Here is a 16,547-nt window from a genome sequence, read left to right on the forward strand (position 1 = left end):
CCCGGATTTCCGCAGCACATCCGGGGCATGTGGTCCCCCCAGGCCCACCCTCGGGGGAGATGATCCTGTGACGACGTCCGACACACCCGCCACGACGCCACCACCCGCCCAAGAACCCGCGCTGAACCGCGCGATCGGCCCCAAGCTCCTGATCCTGTTCGTGATCGGCGACATCCTCGGCACCGGTATCTACGCCACCACCGGCAAGGTCGCGGGGAAAGTCGGCGGCGCGCTCTGGCTGCCGTTCGCGATCGGGTTCGTCGTGGCGATCCTGACGGCCGCGTCGTACGTCGAGCTGGTCGGCAAGTATCCGAAGGCGGCGGGAGCGGCCCTCTACACGCAGAAGGCCTTCAAGATCCCGTTCCTCACCTTCATCATCGCCTTCATGGTGATGTGCTCGGGCCTGTCGTCGGCGAGCGCAGCGGCCCGCGCCTTCAGCGGCGACTACCTGGGCGAGCTGACCAGCGACGCGCTGCCGCCGACGCTGGTCGCGATCCTCTTCATCGTCGCGCTCGCGGCGCTGAACCTGCGGGGCGTCGCCGAGTCGGTGAAGACGAACGTGGTCCTCACGCTCGTCGAGCTGACGGGCCTGGCCATCATCCTCGCCATCGGCGCGTACGCGGTCCTGAGCGGGGACGGCGAACCCTCCCGCCTCACCGACTTCGAGGCCGGGGGCGGCGGCACGGCCTACGCCCTGATGACGGGTGTCCTGGGGGCGACCGCGCTCGGCTTCTTCGCGTTCGTCGGGTTCGAGGACTCGGTGAACATGGCCGAGGAGACGAAGGATCCGGCGCGGACGTTCCCGCGGGCGATCTTCATCGGTGTCGCGGTGACCGGCACGATCTACGTCCTGGTGGCGCTGGTGTCGTCGCTGCTCGTGGACTACAAGGTGCTTGAGGGCTCCAGCGGCCCGCTCCTGGAGGTCGTGAAGGCGGGCGGCATCGACTTCCCGCACAAACTCTTCGCCCTGATCGCCCTGTTCGCGGTCACCAACTCGGCGCTGATCAACATCATGATGGCCTCGCGGCTCTGTTACGGCATGGCCAACGAGCGCATCCTGCCGCGCGCGATGGGCCGCGTCCTGTCCCGCCGCCGCACACCGGTGGTCGGCATCGTCTTCGTCTCGCTGCTCGCGATCGGCCTGGTGTCGACGGGCGAGATCGAGGGCCTGGGCGACACGACGGCGTTCCTGCTCCTGTGCGTGTTCGCCGTGGTCAACATCGCGGTGCTGGTGCTGCGCAGGGAGCGCGTCGACCACGAGCACTTCCGTACGCCGACGGCGCTGCCCGTGCTCGGCGCCATCACCGCCCTGATCCTGGCGAGCCCGCTGGCGGACCGGCCCGCCGAGGTCTACATCCGGGCGGGGGTCCTGCTCACCATCGGGATCGCCCTCTGGGCGGTCAACCGGGTGGTGATGAGGACACGGGGCGAGGACTGACCGGCTCACTCCACGAGAGGACCGGCCGGCTCACTCCACGAAGAGACCTCGCGCCGCCGCCCCCGCGTCGAACTCCTCAAGGCGTGCCTGCGCGTCCGGGAGGCCGTCGCACATCGCCTCCAGGAGCACCCGGCCCAGCAGCATCGGCGCGCACGCCGTGTCGAAGGCGAGGCCCGTGCCGACCGCCGCCGGGAGCAGCAGGTCGGAGTGGGCCGCCACGGGGGCGAACGCGGAGTCGGCCACCGTCACCACCGAAAGGCCCGCCCCCTGCGCGTAGGCCAGCGCGTCCACCACCTCGCGCGGGTGGCGGGGCAGCGCGAAGCAGAGGAGGGCGGAGGCTCCGGCCCGCACCGCCGCGTCGATCCGGTCGGCCAGCATCGTGCCGCCCGCGTCGAGCAGGCGCACGTCGGGGTGGACCTTCGCCGCGAAGTACGAGAAGCCGTACGCCTGGGACGCGGCGGCCCGCAGGCCGAGCACCGGGAGCGGGCGCGAGGAGGCGAGGAGCTGCCCCGCGCGCTCCACCGGCGCCGGGTCCGCGAGGACCTCCGCCAGGTGCCGGAGGTTCGCGATCTCCGCCTCGACCGCCTGCTGGTACTCGTTGAGGGAGGCCTCGCCCGCCGCCTCCGCGGGTGCGAGCTCCCGCAGGTGCCTGCGCAGCGCGGGGTAGCCGTCGAAGCCGAGCGCCACGGCGAAGCGGGTCACCGAGGGCTGGCTCACCCCGGCGAGGTCGGCCAGTTCGACGCTGGAGAGGAAGGGGACGTCCGCCGCCCTGCGCACCATGCAGTGCGCGATGCGCCGCTGCGTGGGCGTCAGGCGGTGCCCCTCGAAGAGCACCTGCAGCCGCGCCGCGGGACTGTCACTCATACCGCTCCCCTCACAACACCCTGACTCTCAAAGGCCGTTCCGCCCCCGGACCCGAGGTCCAGCCACAGCTCGGTGAACCGGTCGAGCAGACCGGCCGCCGCCGTCACATCATCCGTCAACGGACGGTCGGCAAGCTCCGCGTTCAGCACCGAGTCCGCGAGCTCGAAGGCACGGCCGACGGGCAGGTCCGGGTCCAGACGCATGTCACGGAGTCTCAACGCCCTGACGGCCGCGACCAGTTCGCAGCCGACCACCAGGCGGTACGCCTCGCACGCCCGCAGCGTCTGCCGCGCCGCGAGCGAGGCGAAGCTGGCCTGCTCCTCGACGCCGCGGGAGAGCACCGCGTGGCCGAGGGAGGCGGGGGCGGAGAAGGCCCGCAGGTCTCCCAGGGCCGCGCCCGCCGCGTATTCGAGGATCATCACGCCCGACGACGCCGGTTCGCCGTCCGCGAGGAAGGGGCGAAGGCGCGTGAAGCCCGGCTCGTTCAGGGTCGAGAGGCGCGAGGTCGACAGCCGCGCCGCCTGTGTCACCGCGAGCCTGAAGTGGTCAAGGGACAGCGCGAGTTGGGCGAGGTAGAAGCCGCCGTGGTGGTAGGCGGCCATGTCCTCCGCCGAGATCAGCGGGTTCTCGGCCGCCGCGTTGATCTCGACGGTGAGGACGTCCTCCAGGGCGTCCGCCGCGTCGTGCGCGGGCCCGTGGATCTGCGGCACGCAGCGCAGGCCGTAGGGGTCCTGGATGCGGCCGAGCGGCGGCGTGGGGCGGTCGGGGGCGCCCAGGATCTGCCGCATCCGTTCGGCGACCGCGTACGAACCCGCGTGCCGCCGCGCCTCATGTACGGGCAGCGCGTACGCCTCGTACGAACCGTCGACGGCCATCAGGGTCAGCGCCGCCACCACCTGTGTGGCCGCGACGAGGCCGCGCAGCTCGTGCAGGGCGAGCGCGGACTGGCCAAGGGTGAGCGCGTTGCTGCTGATCAGGGCGAGGGCGTCGTTGTTGTCCAGGGGCTGCGGGGCGGGGGCCGCGCCCGTCCCCTGCCAGGGGTGCTCGCCCGCGAGGGCCAGGCCCATCTGTGCGAGCGCGGCGATGTCGCCCGTGCCGACCGAGCCGAATTCGTTGACCTTCGGGTACGCGCCCGTCCCCAGGGCCTCGCAGAGCGCCGTGACGACGGTCGGGCGCAGGCCGGCGCCGCCCGCGAGCAGCTGGTTGGCGCGGACCGCGAGCATCGCGCGCACCTGGCGCGCGGGCAGCTCCTCGCCGATCGATCCGGCGTGGCTGCGCAGCAGGCGCAGGCCGTGGTCGGAGGCCGCCTCGGTCGGCACGGACTCGTTCCGGTTGGCGCCGACGCCGGTGGAGCGGCCGTAGACGCGGCCCCAGGAGGCGATCTCCCGCGCCGCGTCCCAGGAAGCCTCCACGCGCTTCATGCCGTCCGTTCCCGGAACGGGCTTTGCGGTTGATTCGGCCATACGTACGACATCTGCGACCATCAGTCCGCGGCCGTCCAGGACGACGACCGAGCCGCTGTCGTCAGGTGTCCTGCCGGTCGCCCTGTCCGCGATACGAGACGACATCACTCGTAATTCCTCCTCAACCCGGACGCTCCGTCTTGCCCTGCGACCACTCGTTACCAGTGATTTACGCCGGGGCGTGGACAAGCTATTGACAATCTATTCAGTCAACGAGAACTCTGCATGACGATATACAGCCGGGCAAGGGACTCCTCATGATCCAATTCGATACGGTCCACAAGCGCTTCCCGAACGGCACGACCGCGGTCCACGACCTCAGCCTTGAGATGCCGGAAGGGGGCGTGACCGTCCTCGTCGGATCTTCCGGTTGCGGCAAGACGACGACGCTCCGCATGATCAACCGGATGGTCGACCCGACCTCAGGGACGATCAGAGTGGGCGGCAAGGACGTCCTGGAGCAGGACGCCGCCGAGCTGCGCCGCTCCATCGGGTACGTGATCCAGCAGTCCGGGCTGTTCCCGCACCGCACGGTCCTGGACAACATCGCGACCGTGCCGCTCCTGCTCGGCTGGGGCCGCAAGAAGGCGCGGGCGCGGGCGGCGGAGCTCCTGGAGACGGTCGGCCTCGCCGCCGACGCCGGGAAGCGCTACCCGCACCAGCTCTCCGGCGGCCAGCAGCAGCGCGTGGGCGTGGCCCGCGCGCTGGCCGCCGACCCGCCGGTGCTCCTGATGGACGAGCCGTTCGGTGCGGTGGACCCCGTGGTCCGCACCCAGCTCCAGGACGAACTCCTGCGTCTTCAGCGGGAGTTGAACAAGACCATCGTCTTCGTCACGCACGACATCGACGAGGCGGTACGGCTCGGCGACCGCATAGCCGTCTTCCGCACCGGCGGCCACCTCGTCCAGTGCGCGAGCCCCGCGGAGCTCCTGGCCCGCCCCGCCGACGACTTCGTCGCCGACTTCCTGGGCGCCGAGCGCGGCCTGAAGCTGCTCTCCCTGACGACACTGGCGCAGGTCCCCAAGGCCCCGGCCCCGGAGGGCGGCGCCTGGACGCTGCGACTGGACCCGGCGGGGGCGCCGGTGGCGTGGCGGCACAAGGACGGCGACGCGACGGACGTCCCCGTACGCCCCCTGCGGGACACGGACTCCCTCCTGTCGGCCCTGAACGAGTCCATAGCCGCCCCCAGCGGCCTGGTCGCCCGCGTCGACGCGGAAGGCGTCCTGACCGGCGTCACGTCCCGCGACGCCATCCACGAGCACGCGGGGCAGGTGCACACCGGCGCGAGCGCGGTGGACACAGGCGACGCGGACGCCGTGAAAGCCGCGGAAGCTGCGGACGCCGCGGACGCCGCGGACGTCAGCAAGGCCGACGTATGACCATCGACTGGTCGTGGATAGCCGACCACACAGACGACCTCACCACCCTCACCCTCTCCCACCTCCAGGCCGCCCTCACCTCCGTACTCCTGGGCCTGCTCATCTCGCTCCCCCTGGCCGTCGTCGCCCACCGCGTGCGCCCCCTGCGCGGACTGCTCCTCGGCCTGTCGAACATCCTGTTCACCATCCCGTCCATCGCGATCTTCGTGCTGCTCCTGCCGGTCAGCGGGCTCACCCGCACCACCACCGTCATCGGCCTGACGATCTACACGCTCGTCGTGCTCCTGCGGAACACCGTCGAGGGTCTGGACTCCGTCCCGGCCAGGACCAAGGAAGCCGCGAAGGCCATGGGCACCCGCCCCCTGCGCACCCTCCTGACCGTCGAACTCCCCCTCGCCCTGCCGGTGATCATGGCGGGCGTACGGATCGCGACGGTCATGGCGATCTCCCTCGTCTCCGTGGCCACGTACATCGGCGACGGCGGCCTGGGACAGCTCTTCACGGACGGGTTCCAGCGCAACTTCCCCACCCCCGTCATCGTCGGCGTCGTCCTGACCCTGCTCCTCGCGCTCGTCGCGGACGCGCTGCTGGTCACCCTCCAGTACGTCCTGACGCCCTGGACCCGCCGCAAGAGGAGCGCGTGACATGTACGAACTCTTCAAGGACCTCGGCGCCTGGCTGGTCAGCGGCGAGCAGTGGGCCGGTTCCGACGGCATCGGCACCCGCCTCGCCGAGCACCTCCAGTACTCGCTGCTCGCGACCCTGATCGCCGCCGCCATCGCCCTGCCGGTCGGCCTGCTCATCGGGCACACCGGACGCGGCGCCTTCGTCGCGATCAACCTCTCCAGCTTCGGGCGCGCACTGCCCACGGTCGGCCTCGTCGTCCTGGTCTTCCTGGCCAGCGGGCTCTCGATGTGGCCCGTCTACATCGCGCTCGTCGCCCTCGCCGTGCCGTCCATCGTGACGAACACGTACGCGGGCATGACCGCCGTCGACCCGGAGGTGCGCGACGCCGCGCGCGGCCAGGGCATGCGCTGGCACCAGGTCCTCTTCCAGGTGGAGCTGCCCCTCGCGCTCCCCCTGATCATGACCGGCCTGCGGCTCGCGCTCATCCAGGTCGTCGCGACCGCCACCATCGCCGCGTACGTCTCCTTCGGCGGACTCGGCCGGTACGTCTTCGACGGGCTCGCCCAGCGCGACCTCGTGCAGGTGCTCGGCGGCGCCGTACTCGTGGCCGTCGTCGCCGTCGTCCTCGATCTCGCGCTCTCCGGACTGCAGCGCGCCCTCTTCCGCCACCGCCCCGCCAAATCGGCCTAGGAGCACGCCAGATGGCCCCCATGAACCGCAGAAACGTCCTCGGCGGGCTCTTCGCCGCCGCGTCCGTCCCCGCGCTCGCCTCCTGCAGCGGCGGCATCACCTCGCTCAACGGCGACGGCTCCGGCGGCTCGGGCGGTGGCTCCAGCAAGGACGGCGTCACCATCGGCACCGCCAACTTCACCGAGAACCAGGTGCTCGGCTACCTCTACGCCGCGGCCCTCCAGGCGGAGGGCGTGAAGACGACCGTGCGCCCCAACCTGGGCACCCGCGAGATCCTCATCCCCGCCCTCAAGGGCGGCGACATCGACCTCCTGCCCGAGTACCAAGGCGCGCTCCTGCACTACCTCGACGCCAAGGCGAAGGCCACCGAGGAGGGCGAGATGCAGAACGCCCTCGCCATGGTCCTGCCGCGCGGCCTGCAGATCCTGCCCTACGGCAAGGCCGAGGACTCCGACGCCTTCGTCGTCACCCGGGAGACCGCCGACGAGTACGGCCTCAAGTCCCTGGCGGACCTCGCCGAGCACAACGGCAAGCTCGTCATCGGAGCCGCGCCCGAGGTCAAGAAGCGCACGGTCGGCTCGGTGGGCCTCAAGGACGTCTACGGAGTCGAGTTCAAGGAGTTCAAGTCCCTCGACTCCTCCGGTCCGCTGGTCAAGGGCGCCCTGAAGAAGGGCGACGTCGACGTGGCGAACCTCTTCACCACCGACACGGACATCGTCGCCGAGAAGTGGGTCGTGCTCACCGACCCCAAGAACCTGATCCCCGGCCAGCACGTCGTCCCGCTCGTCGCCGACCGCAAGGCCGACTCGACGGTCCGCAAGGCGCTCGGCCGCCTGGGCAACGCGCTGACGACCAAGGACCTCACCGAGCTCAACCGCCTGGTGGACAAGGACAAGAAGGACCCCGAGGACGTCGCGAACGACTGGGCGGCGCAGCACGGGATCACCAAGAAGTAGCGCCACCAAGAGGCCCCGGCAAGAGGCCCCGGCAAGAGGCAGCCTCGTACAGCAGCAGGGAGTTCACCGGCTCATGGCAGACACTCTCGTGGAGCGTCGCTCCATCGACGTCGTCCCCGACGACGAACGGCACGGCACGGCGTTCAGCCAGTTCACGCTCTGGCTCGGCGCCAACCTCCAGATCACCGCGGTCGTCACCGGCGCGCTCGCCGTCGTCTTCGGCGGCGACGTGGTGTGGTCGGTGATCGGCCTGCTGCTGGGCAATCTGCTCGGCGGCGCGGTGATGGCCCTGCACTCGGCGCAGGGCCCGAAGCTCGGTCTGCCCCAGATGATCCAGTCCCGCGCCCAGTTCGGGGTGCGCGGCGCCGTCGTACCGCTCCTGCTCGTCATCCTCATGTACGTCGGCTTCTTCGCGTCCGGCAGCGTCCTGGCGGGACAGGCCACGGCCCAGCTGACGCACACGAACGACACCACCGGCATCATCGTCTTCGCGGTGATCACCGCGGTGGTGGCGGCGATCGGCTACCGCGTCATCCATGTCCTTGGCCGGGTGGCGAGCGTGATCTGCGCGCTGGCCTTCATCTACCTGGGCATCCGGCTCCTGGACCGCGTGGACCTGTCGGCGCTGCTCGGCGACGCGCACTTCGACCTGCCGATGTTCCTGCTCGCGATGTCCCTCTCCGCGTCCTGGCAGCTCGCCTTCGGGCCGTACGTCGCGGACTACTCGCGCTATCTGCCGCGTACGACGTCGGGGCGGGCCACGTTCTGGTGGACCCTGTCGGGTTCGGCGATCGGCTCGCAGTGGTCGATGACGTTCGGTGTGCTCGTGGCCGCGAGCGCGGGCGACGCGTTCCTCGACAACCAGGTCGGTTACGTGGTCGGCCTGGGCGGCACGGGCCTGATCGCGTCGTTCCTGTACTTCGTGATCGCGCTCGGCAAGCTCACGATCAACGTGCTCAACACCTACGGCGGCTTCATGTCGATGGTGACCAGCATCAGCGGATTCCGCGGCCAGAAGACGCTGTCGCCGCGCGGCAGGACGGCGTACATCGCGCTGATCATGGTGGCGGGCACGGTGGTGGCGCTGCTCGGCAAGGACAGCTTCCTGACGTCCTTCAAGGACTTCCTGCTCTTCCTCCTGACGTTCTTCACGCCGTGGTCGGCGATCAACCTGGTCGACTACTACCTGATCTCCAAGGAGCGCTACGACATCCCGGCGCTCTCGGACCCCCATGGGCGCTACGGAGCCTGGCGCTGGGACGCGCTCACGGTCTACGGAGTGGGCGTCCTGGCCCAGCTGCCCTTCCTGGCGACGCACTTCTACACGGGCCCGCTGGTGGAGCCGCTGGGCGGCGCGGACATCTCGTGGATCGTGGGACTGGTGGTACCGGCTGTCCTGTACTGGCTGCTCGCCCGCCGCGACACCTCGCACATCCCCGCGGAAAGGGGGGATAGCCCCACTGTCACGCCCGCTTCGGCTGCGTAACGTAACGGCCCATGGAAGCCCGTGACGCCGAACTCAAAAAGGAACTCGACGCCACTCTGCACGCGCGCAGAGAGCTAGGCGAAGAGTATGAGTCCGCGCTGGTCGACTCGTTCCTCGGGAAGGTCGAGCAGCGCCTGGACGGCACCATCGACCGGCGGATGCGCCGGCACATGGCCGAGCAGCAGATGGTGGTCGCCCGCGGCTCGCGCGCGCCGAACGGCGCCGTGGACTCCTGGGGCGAGCGCTTCGGCTTCGGCATCGTCTCCCTGATCCTCGCGATCCCCCTCTCCGCGATCGGCGTGGTCAACGCCGACCTGCCCGGCCTCTTCGTCACCTGGGGCGGCATCGTGGGCGTGAACGCGGTGCATTCGATGCGGGGCATGAACTTCGGCCGCGGCAGGGACCGCGGGCGGAAATCGGAGTGGGACGACTGATTCCCCGGCCGTCATCCCCTGCGGTTATGGCAGCAGGTATTGGACGGCCTCTCCCGCTCCCCCGAGCCTGGACGAGCGCGCCGACACGAGTTCGGCGCTCTTCGTTCGTCGTTCAGGAAGCGGGGCCTCATGAAGATCGTCGTCATCGGTGCGGGCGGCACCATCGGATCCGCGCTCGTCGACGCCCTTGAGTCGAGCGGGAGCCACGAAGTCGTCCGGGCGTCGCGACGCGGGCCCGTCGTGGTGGACCTGGCGAAGCCCTCGTCCATCGACGAGATGTTCGACGCGGTCGGAACCGTCGACGCGGTCGTCGCGGTCGCGGGAAGCGGGCGGATCGCACGGATCGACGCCTCGTCCGACGACGAGTACTTCCAGGGGCTCGAAGGCAAGATGCTGGGCCAGGTGCAGCTGACCCGCCGTGCCGCACACCGGCTGCGCGACGGCGGCTCGCTCACCCTCACCGACGGCATCTCGGCGTTCTCCGAACCCGGGCTCTCCTTCGCCGCCCTCGTCAACGGAGGGCTCGCCCACTTCGTGCCGACCGCGGCGGCGGAGATGCCGCGCGGTATCCGGCTGAACTCCGTCAGTCCGGGCTGGGTCTCGCAGACCCTGGAGAAGATGGGGCGTGACGGGGCGCAGGGCACTCCGGTCGCCGAGGTGGTCCGCGCGTACGTCGAGCTGATCGAGGGATCGGCGCGGGGCCTGGTGGTGCGACCGGGAGGGAAGTGACGTCCCCTCACTCCGGCCGCGGGCACGCGACGTTCATGCGCGAGGACCGCCGCACCCCCGGTTTCCCAGGGGGCGGGACGACGGCGGTCCTCGCGAGGGGCGCCGGCCGGGTCAGGACCAGGCGGCGCCCAGGCGTTCAGAGGTCCGGGAGCCGCTCCGGAGTTCCTGTACGCCGACAACGACCAATGTGCCGGAGCCGTGTTAAGCGGGTGCTGCGCGGACGTGTCGCGCTCGTACCACTTCCGCGAAGTTCGGCCCACGCGGCTCACGGCACACCGCGGCCACCGCGCCTACTGCCCCTGCTGCGCCGCGAGGAAGGCCAGCAGGTCCTGACGGCTGACCACACCGGTCGGCTTGCCCTCGACCAGGACGATCGCCGCGTCGGCCCCGCCGAGCACCGACATCAGGTCGGCGACCGGCTCACCGGAGCCGACCTGCGGCAGCGGGTCCGACATGTGCTTCTCCAGCGGGTCCAAGAGCGAGGCGCGCTGCGTGAACAGGGCGTCCAGGAGCTCGCGTTCGACGACGGAGCCGATGACCTCGGCGGCCATCACGTCCGGGTGGCCCGCGCCCGGCTTGACGATGGGCATCTGCGAGACGCCGTACTCACGCAGTACGTCGATGGCCTCGCCGACCGTCTCCTCCGGGTGCATGTGGACGAGTGAGGGCAGCTCCCCACCCTCCTTGCGGCTCAGTACGTCACCGACGCGAGGCGCGTCGCCGGCCTGCTCCAGGAACCCGTAGTCGTTCATCCACTCGTCGCTGAAGATCTTGCTCATGTAGCCACGGCCCGAGTCGGGCAGCAGCACGACCACGACGTCGTCGGGCCCGAGCCGCTCGGCGACCCGCAGCGCCGCCACGACGGCCATCCCGCAGGAGCCGCCGACGAGCAGCCCCTCCTCCTTGGCCAGCCGCCGCGTCATCTGGAAGGAGTCCTTGTCGGACACCGCGATGATCTCGTCGGTCACCGTGCGGTCGTACGCCGTCGGCCAGAAGTCCTCACCGACTCCCTCGACGAGGTAGGGCCGCCCGGAGCCGCCGGAGTACACGGACCCCTCGGGGTCGGCCCCGACGACGGTCACGCCGCCCTTCGAGACCTCCTTCAGATAGCCGCCCGTCCCGGAGATCGTGCCGCCGGTCCCGATGCCGGTGACGAAGTGGGTGATCTTCCCCTCCGTCTGCTCCCACAGCTCAGGGCCGGTGGAGTGGTAGTGGGAGAGGGGGTTGTTCGGGTTGCTGTACTGGTCGGGCTTCCAGGCACCGGGGGTCTCGCGCACGAGGCGGTCGGAGACGTTGTAGTACGAGTCCGGGTGCTCGGGATCAACGGCCGTGGGGCAGACCACCACATCGGCGCCGTAGGCGCGCAGCACATTGATCTTGTCGAGGGAAACCTTGTCCGGGCAGACGAAGATGCACTTGTAGCCCTTCTGCTGGGCCACGATGGCGAGCCCGACCCCGGTGTTGCCGGACGTCGGCTCGACGATCGTGCCGCCGGGCTGGAGCTCCCCGCTCTGCTCGGCCGCCTCGATCATGCGCAGCGCGATGCGGTCCTTCACGGAACCGCCGGGGTTGAAGTACTCGACCTTGGCCAGGACGGTCGCCTGAATGCCCGTGGTCACGTTGTTGAGCCTCACCAGCGGGGTGTTGCCGACGAGACTGATCATCGAGTCGTGGAATTGCACCGTTGTCTCCGGGCTGCGATGTAGTGCGACGAATGGGTGTCGTCAGCCTAAGGGTCCCGTTCAGTCGTTCACCTCCGCTTGCGATTGGCCGACCGTCCTTACGGGGCAATGAGTTGATGTAGGGCGAATTGGCTACGAGGAGGTGGCTGCAGGGCATGTCGAGGGCGAGGGTGGCGCGGCGGATCGCCGCGGGCGCGGCTTACGGCGGCGGAGGTATCGGGCTGCTCGGGGCCGCGGCCGTCGGTGTGGTGCTTGCCGAGGTGCAGTTGGCGAAGCGGACGGTCGGGAACAGCGGGGAGCATCCGGCTCCACCGCGGGCCGACGGGCGGTACGGCTGGGGGTTCGCGGACCGGCCGGACGGCGCGGAACCCTTGCGGTTCGCGATGCTCGGCGATTCGACCGCCGCGGGGCAGGGGGTGCACCGGGCCCGGCAGACTCCCGCGTCGCTCCTCGCGGCGGGGCTCTCCGCGGTGGCCGAGCGGCCGGTGGAGCTGCGGAACGTGGCGCTGCCGGGCGCGATGTCGGACGACCTGGACCGGCAGGTGACGGTGCTCCTGTCCGACACCTCGTCCTGGGTTCCCGACGTCTGCGTCGTGATGATCGGCGCGAACGACGTGACGCACCGGATGCCCGCGACGCGTTCCGTGCGCCATCTGGCGGCGGCGGTGCGCAGGCTGCGGACGGCGGGGGCCGAGGTGGTGGTCGGGACCTGTCCCGACCTGGGAACGGTGGAGAACGTCTACCAGCCCCTGCGCTGGATGGCGCGGCGCGTGTCGCGGCAGCTGGCCGCCGCGCAGACGATCGGCGTGGTCGAGCAGGGTGGGCGGACGGTGTCGCTCGGGGATCTGCTCGGCCCCGAGTTCCTCGCGAACCCCCGGGAGCTGTTCGGTCCCGACAACTACCACCCCTCCGCCGAGGGGTACGCGACCGCGGCGATGGCGGTGCTGCCGACGCTGTGCGCGGCGCTGGGGCTCTGGCCGGAGGAGGAGCGCCCCGACGTGTCGCGGCGCGAGGGGTTCCTGCCGGTGGCCCGCGCCGCCGCGCAGGCCGCTTCGGAGGGCGGCACGGAGGTCGCCGCCGCGATGCCTACGGGCCCCCGCGGCCCCTGGGCCCTGCTCAAGCGCCGCCGCCGCCGGCGCATCCACCACCACACCCCGGACCCGTCACCGCTGCCGCAGTAGCCCTGCGGTGGCCTGAACGGGGACGGCCCACCAGGCCGGGGGGGCGCTGCGCTGGCTGCCTCGTCCACCACGCCGGCGGGGCGCGGGGCGCGGGGCGCTGCGCTGGCTGCCTCGTCCACCACGCCGGCGGGGCGCTGCGGGTCGTCGCCCACCGGCCCGACGCTTCGCGCCGGATCTCTCCCGCCCACCCACCCGTTTACCCCGCGGTGTGACGGGTTCGGGCAGGAGCGGATGCCGGGTATCGGGTGGGTGGGAGGGAGAAGATCCGCCGCGAAGCGGTGGGACAGGAGCACCCCGAGCTCACGCCGGGTGAACGGGTGGGTGGGCGGGAGAAGATCCGCCGCGAAGCGGTGGGACAGGGCCCCCTCAGCGCACCCCCTCAAGGCGCCCACGCCAGGGCTGAGCAAGCGCTTAGATAAATGCGGCCCGCATCACAGTCCCCGCCCGGTGACTGGCCGCGGTACGTACAGGTAACTTCCCAAGGAGTCCCGAGTCCCGCCAGCCAGACCCGCCCCGCCCAGCCCGGGGCGCCCCCGCCAGTAGGAGTGCCGTGATGCCCGAAGCCGTGATCGTCTCTGCCGCCCGCACCCCGATCGGCCGCGCCTTCAAGGGCTCCCTGAAGGATCTGCGGCCGGACGACCTGACCGCCACGATCATCGAGGCCGCCCTCGCCAAGGTCCCCGAGCTCGACCCGAAGCTCATCGACGACCTGATGCTCGGCTGTGGCCTGCCGGGTGGCGAGCAGGGGCACAACCTCGGCCGCATCGTCGCCGTACAGATGGGCATGGACCACCTGCCGGGCTGCACCATCACCCGGTACTGCTCCTCCTCCCTGCAGACCTCCCGCATGGCCCTGCACGCCATCAAGGCCGGTGAGGGCGACGTCTTCATCTCCGCCGGTGTCGAGATGGTCTCCCGCAGCGTCAAGGGGTCCAGCGACGGCCTCCCCGACACCCACAACCCCTTCTTCGCCGACGCCGAGGCCCGCACCGAGGCGGTGAGCAAGACCGAGGGCTCGAACTGGCACGACCCCCGCGAGGACGGCCTGATCCCGGACGCGTACATCTCGATGGGGCAGACCGCCGAGAACCTGGCCCGCGCCAAGGGCGTCACCCGTCAGGACATGGACGAGTTCGGCGTCCGCTCCCAGAACCTCGCCGAGGAAGCCATCAAGAACGGCTTCTGGGAGCGCGAGATCACCCCGGTGACCACCCCCGACGGGACCGTCGTCAGCAAGGACGACGGCCCCCGCGCCGGCGTCACCCTCGAAGGCGTCCAGGGCCTCAAGCCCGTCTTCCGCCCCGACGGCCTGGTCACCGCGGGCAACTGCTGCCCGCTGAACGACGGCGCCGCCGCCCTGGTGATCATGAGCGACACCAAGGCCCGCGAGCTCGGCCTGACCCCGCTGGCCCGCATCGTCTCCACCGGCGTCACCGGCCTCTCCCCCGAGATCATGGGCCTCGGCCCGGTCGAGGCGTCGAAGCAGGCCCTCTCCCGCGCCGGCCTCACCGTCGACGACATCGACCTGTTCGAGATCAACGAGGCCTTCGCCGCCCAGGTGATCCCCTCCTACCGCGACCTGAACATCCCGATCGACAAGCTGAACGTCAACGGCGGCGCCATCGCCGTCGGCCACCCCTTCGGCATGACGGGCGCCCGCATCACCGGCACGCTCATCAACTCCCTCCAGTTCCACGACAAGCAGTTCGGTCTGGAGACCATGTGCGTCGGCGGCGGACAGGGCATGGCGATGGTCGTCGAGCGCCTCAGCTGACCCTCTGGACCCCTGCGGATCCCTCGCGTCTCCATTGATTCGTGACTCAATCTCCCCCAGGATGTGACCTATCTCCTGGGGGAGAGGCATATGTGCAGGTCAGAGCGCATCTGTGGATAAACACCGGGCCGAAAGACCTGTCCAATTCGTGACGTAATGCACTGACAGGTGGATCGTGCAGGCTTCAAGCTGATGTAGGAAGTCGGGGGTCGACTTGAAACCGGGAGTACGTCAGTGAGCGCTTTGCCTCTTGCCTTGCTGCTCTCCACGGCCGCTGCCACGGCCGTGAGTGCCGCCGCCCTGCACGCCGTGCACGGGCTTCGGAAGCAGCTCGCAGAAATTACCGCCCTGCGCACCGAGCTGGCCCAGAGCCACTCGGTCCCCGCGCACGCCACGGTGCCCGCCGCCCGCACCACCGCGGACACCGACGAGATACGCACGGCCGTCGCCGAGGCACTCGCCGAGGAACGGGAGCGCGAGCTGGCCGAGGCGCGGGCCTTCTGGGCCGCCCAGGAAGCCCGTGACGCCTCGGACGCGCCCTCGCTGCTCAGTGGCCTGCCCGGCCTCTCCGACATGGCCGACGAGCTGTTCCTGCCCCGCCAGGCGGACTTCTCGGGCCTGGAGGCGGACAGCCTGGAGCCGGTCATCGAGCCGTACGCCGATCCGGCCGACGAGTTCGCCGGGGGCACCTCCCTGGACGGGGTCCTCGGGGGAGAGTCGCCCGAGCTGGCCGCGGCCCGCCGCCGCCACCCCTCGCACCCGGACTTCGTGCCGGTCCAGTCCCCCGTCAACGGCGACCACGAGCGCACCGTCGCCTGTCTTGAGGAACTGGCCGACGCCCGCACGGCGCTCGCCGACGTCCGCCCCGGACCGCTCGGCACGCTGGACGTCTACGTCTTCGCGGACGGCACGACGCTCTGCATGACCCCGGGCCACCGCGAGACCGCGGAGCTCCTGTCCGACGCGCTGCGCGAGGGCCACACCCCGGTCCTGCTCGGCGGCTCCGGAGTCTCCGGCGCCTACGCGCTCACCTTCGAGTGCGGCACCGAGAACGTGTACATCCTGGCCGACCGCGTCATCGCCTCGGTCTGACCGGAGCGACCCCGGCGCCCGCCGGGGTCCCGCGTCACACCCCGGCGCGCTTCTGCGCCTTCTCCACGAGCGTCAGCGCCTCGGCCAGCTGACCGGAGTCCTCCAGCACAAGGGCCAAATCCCGCCCCGCGACCGTGATTTGATCGGCCGCCGCGAACATCCCGGCGTCCGGCACCTCCCGCGGCTCCTCCTGCGGCACCTCTATCCGCTGCGCCCACGCCGCCAGTTCCCTGGCCAGAGCGAGCGCCTCGGTCGCCGCCCCCCGCTGCAGGCGGCTCTGCGGGGCGGCCCGCAACCGGTCGGCGAATTGGTCCACTGCGGCCGTCAAAGGCGTCGTATCAAGCACCCGGCGACCTTATGCGCCTGGGCGGGACTGTTGCCAACGCCCGAACGCTCAGGCACGGTGTCGTGAAGGACGGAACACATCGCGACGCGTCCGGAGGCGCCGATGTCACAAGTCTTCTCCGAGGAGACCCACCGCAATCTGATCGCCCGCATCCCCCACTGCACCGGTCGTGAGATCTCCGACTGGCTTCGCGCCGTGGACGAAGGCCCCTCGCTCTTCCGTTTCGAGGAGAAGGTCAGCTGGCTCCGTGCGGAGCACAACCTGGCTTACGGGCACGCCAAGGCAATCATTCACGAGTACGACTTGCGGCGGGCCGCCCGCAAGCTGCTCTGACTCCCCTGACCCCTCACTCACCCAACTCACCCACACTCACACACGGCGAAGGGCCCCACGGAACGTATGTTCC

General features: G+C 70.6%; 16 protein-coding genes. 12 read left to right on the forward strand and 4 right to left on the reverse strand.

What is annotated here, in order from left to right; all coding sequences use genetic code 11:
- Positions 1-67 precede the first annotated feature (67 nt).
- Positions 68-1,438 (forward strand): APC family permease, encoded by a 1,371-nt coding sequence (locus tag ACFUPX_RS24400; RefSeq protein ID WP_383326320.1) that lies wholly within the window; start codon positions 68-70, stop codon positions 1,436-1,438.
- Between the two features lie 30 nt (positions 1,439-1,468).
- On the opposite strand, the gene ACFUPX_RS24405 is transcribed toward ACFUPX_RS24400, so the two are convergent.
- Entirely contained in the window at positions 1,469-2,302 is an 834-nt protein-coding gene (locus ACFUPX_RS24405; protein ID WP_383326323.1) for a MurR/RpiR family transcriptional regulator, read from the reverse strand.
- A complete protein-coding gene (locus ACFUPX_RS24410; RefSeq protein ID WP_383326326.1) occupies positions 2,299-3,870 on the reverse strand; it encodes an aromatic amino acid ammonia-lyase in 1,572 nt (523 codons plus the stop codon). The genes ACFUPX_RS24405 and ACFUPX_RS24410 overlap by 4 nt, the downstream gene beginning before the upstream one ends.
- A gap of 152 nt (positions 3,871-4,022) precedes the next feature.
- On the opposite strand from ACFUPX_RS24410, the gene ACFUPX_RS24415 reads away from it, so the two are divergent.
- From ACFUPX_RS24415 to ACFUPX_RS24445, 7 genes are all read left to right on the forward strand, one after another.
- Positions 4,023-5,144 carry an ABC transporter ATP-binding protein gene (locus ACFUPX_RS24415; protein WP_383326328.1) on the forward strand — a complete coding sequence of 374 codons (1,122 nt, stop codon included), beginning with the start codon at positions 4,023-4,025 and terminating at the stop codon, positions 5,142-5,144.
- Complete coding sequence (locus tag ACFUPX_RS24420; protein WP_383326331.1) at positions 5,141-5,788, forward strand: ABC transporter permease; 648 nt, start codon at positions 5,141-5,143, stop codon at positions 5,786-5,788. Before ACFUPX_RS24415 ends, ACFUPX_RS24420 begins: the two co-directional genes overlap by 4 nt.
- A gap of 1 nt (position 5,789) precedes the next feature.
- Positions 5,790-6,461 carry an ABC transporter permease gene (locus ACFUPX_RS24425; RefSeq protein ID WP_383326334.1) on the forward strand — a complete coding sequence of 224 codons (672 nt, stop codon included), beginning with the start codon at positions 5,790-5,792 and terminating at the stop codon, positions 6,459-6,461.
- Between the two features lie 20 nt (positions 6,462-6,481).
- Entirely contained in the window at positions 6,482-7,417 is a 936-nt protein-coding gene (locus ACFUPX_RS24430) for an ABC transporter substrate-binding protein (protein WP_383326386.1), read from the forward strand.
- Between the two features lie 73 nt (positions 7,418-7,490).
- Complete coding sequence (locus ACFUPX_RS24435; protein ID WP_383326337.1) at positions 7,491-8,903, forward strand: purine-cytosine permease family protein; 1,413 nt, start codon at positions 7,491-7,493, stop codon at positions 8,901-8,903.
- A gap of 11 nt (positions 8,904-8,914) precedes the next feature.
- Complete coding sequence (locus tag ACFUPX_RS24440; protein ID WP_383326340.1) at positions 8,915-9,337, forward strand: hypothetical protein; 423 nt, start codon at positions 8,915-8,917, stop codon at positions 9,335-9,337.
- Between the two features lie 129 nt (positions 9,338-9,466).
- Complete coding sequence (locus ACFUPX_RS24445; RefSeq protein WP_383326343.1) at positions 9,467-10,066, forward strand: short chain dehydrogenase; 600 nt, start codon at positions 9,467-9,469, stop codon at positions 10,064-10,066.
- A 290-nt stretch (positions 10,067-10,356) separates the two neighbouring features.
- Here the strand turns inward: ACFUPX_RS24445 and ACFUPX_RS24450 are convergent, their stop codons facing one another.
- Complete coding sequence (locus ACFUPX_RS24450) at positions 10,357-11,748, reverse strand: cystathionine beta-synthase (RefSeq protein WP_383326346.1); 1,392 nt, start codon at positions 11,746-11,748, stop codon at positions 10,357-10,359.
- 155 nt (positions 11,749-11,903) lie between these two features.
- Here ACFUPX_RS24450 and ACFUPX_RS24455 point away from each other — a divergent pair, with 155 nt between their 5' ends.
- The 3 genes from ACFUPX_RS24455 to ACFUPX_RS24465 all read left to right on the forward strand — a co-directional run bounded on the left by ACFUPX_RS24455 (position 11,904) and on the right by ACFUPX_RS24465 (position 15,795).
- A complete protein-coding gene (locus tag ACFUPX_RS24455) occupies positions 11,904-12,929 on the forward strand; it encodes an SGNH/GDSL hydrolase family protein (protein WP_383326349.1) in 1,026 nt (341 codons plus the stop codon).
- 553 nt (positions 12,930-13,482) lie between these two features.
- A complete protein-coding gene (locus tag ACFUPX_RS24460) occupies positions 13,483-14,703 on the forward strand; it encodes an acetyl-CoA C-acetyltransferase (RefSeq protein ID WP_383326352.1) in 1,221 nt (406 codons plus the stop codon).
- A gap of 243 nt (positions 14,704-14,946) precedes the next feature.
- Positions 14,947-15,795: a hypothetical protein gene (locus tag ACFUPX_RS24465; RefSeq protein WP_383326389.1), complete on the forward strand. Its 849-nt coding sequence runs from the start codon at positions 14,947-14,949 to the stop codon at positions 15,793-15,795.
- 34 nt (positions 15,796-15,829) lie between these two features.
- Here the strand turns inward: ACFUPX_RS24465 and ACFUPX_RS24470 are convergent, their stop codons facing one another.
- Positions 15,830-16,141, reverse strand: coding sequence for a hypothetical protein (locus tag ACFUPX_RS24470; protein WP_383326355.1), 312 nt, complete (start codon positions 16,139-16,141; stop codon positions 15,830-15,832).
- 102 nt (positions 16,142-16,243) lie between these two features.
- Here ACFUPX_RS24470 and ACFUPX_RS24475 point away from each other — a divergent pair, with 102 nt between their 5' ends.
- On the forward strand, positions 16,244-16,474 hold the full coding sequence (locus ACFUPX_RS24475; protein ID WP_160505450.1) for a DUF4287 domain-containing protein: 231 nt from the start codon (positions 16,244-16,246) through the stop codon (positions 16,472-16,474).
- Positions 16,475-16,547: the final 73 nt, after the last annotated feature.

The organism is Streptomyces sp. NPDC057302 (assembly GCF_042667685.1).
Lineage (GTDB): Bacteria > Actinomycetota > Actinomycetes > Streptomycetales > Streptomycetaceae > Streptomyces.

Bases quoted from the DNA above. Each gene is read 5' to 3' on its own strand.
- ACFUPX_RS24425 (WP_383326334.1), top strand. From the start codon at position 5,790: ATGTACGAACTCTTCAAGGACCTCGGCGCCTGGCTGGTCAGCGGCGAG.
- ACFUPX_RS24460 (WP_383326352.1), top strand. From the start codon at position 13,483: ATGCCCGAAGCCGTGATCGTCTCTGCCGCCCGCACCCCGATCGGCCGC.
- ACFUPX_RS24445 (WP_383326343.1), top strand. From the start codon at position 9,467: ATGAAGATCGTCGTCATCGGTGCGGGCGGCACCATCGGATCCGCGCTC.
- ACFUPX_RS24440 (WP_383326340.1), top strand. From the start codon at position 8,915: ATGGAAGCCCGTGACGCCGAACTCAAAAAGGAACTCGACGCCACTCTG.
- ACFUPX_RS24405 (WP_383326323.1), bottom strand. From the start codon at position 2,302: ATGAGTGACAGTCCCGCGGCGCGGCTGCAGGTGCTCTTCGAGGGGCAC.
- ACFUPX_RS24410 (WP_383326326.1), bottom strand. From the start codon at position 3,870: ATGTCGTCTCGTATCGCGGACAGGGCGACCGGCAGGACACCTGACGAC.
- ACFUPX_RS24455 (WP_383326349.1), top strand. From the start codon at position 11,904: ATGTCGAGGGCGAGGGTGGCGCGGCGGATCGCCGCGGGCGCGGCTTAC.
- ACFUPX_RS24430 (WP_383326386.1), top strand. From the start codon at position 6,482: ATGAACCGCAGAAACGTCCTCGGCGGGCTCTTCGCCGCCGCGTCCGTC.
- ACFUPX_RS24415 (WP_383326328.1), top strand. From the start codon at position 4,023: ATGATCCAATTCGATACGGTCCACAAGCGCTTCCCGAACGGCACGACC.
- ACFUPX_RS24475 (WP_160505450.1), top strand. From the start codon at position 16,244: ATGTCACAAGTCTTCTCCGAGGAGACCCACCGCAATCTGATCGCCCGC.
- ACFUPX_RS24435 (WP_383326337.1), top strand. From the start codon at position 7,491: ATGGCAGACACTCTCGTGGAGCGTCGCTCCATCGACGTCGTCCCCGAC.
- ACFUPX_RS24420 (WP_383326331.1), top strand. From the start codon at position 5,141: ATGACCATCGACTGGTCGTGGATAGCCGACCACACAGACGACCTCACC.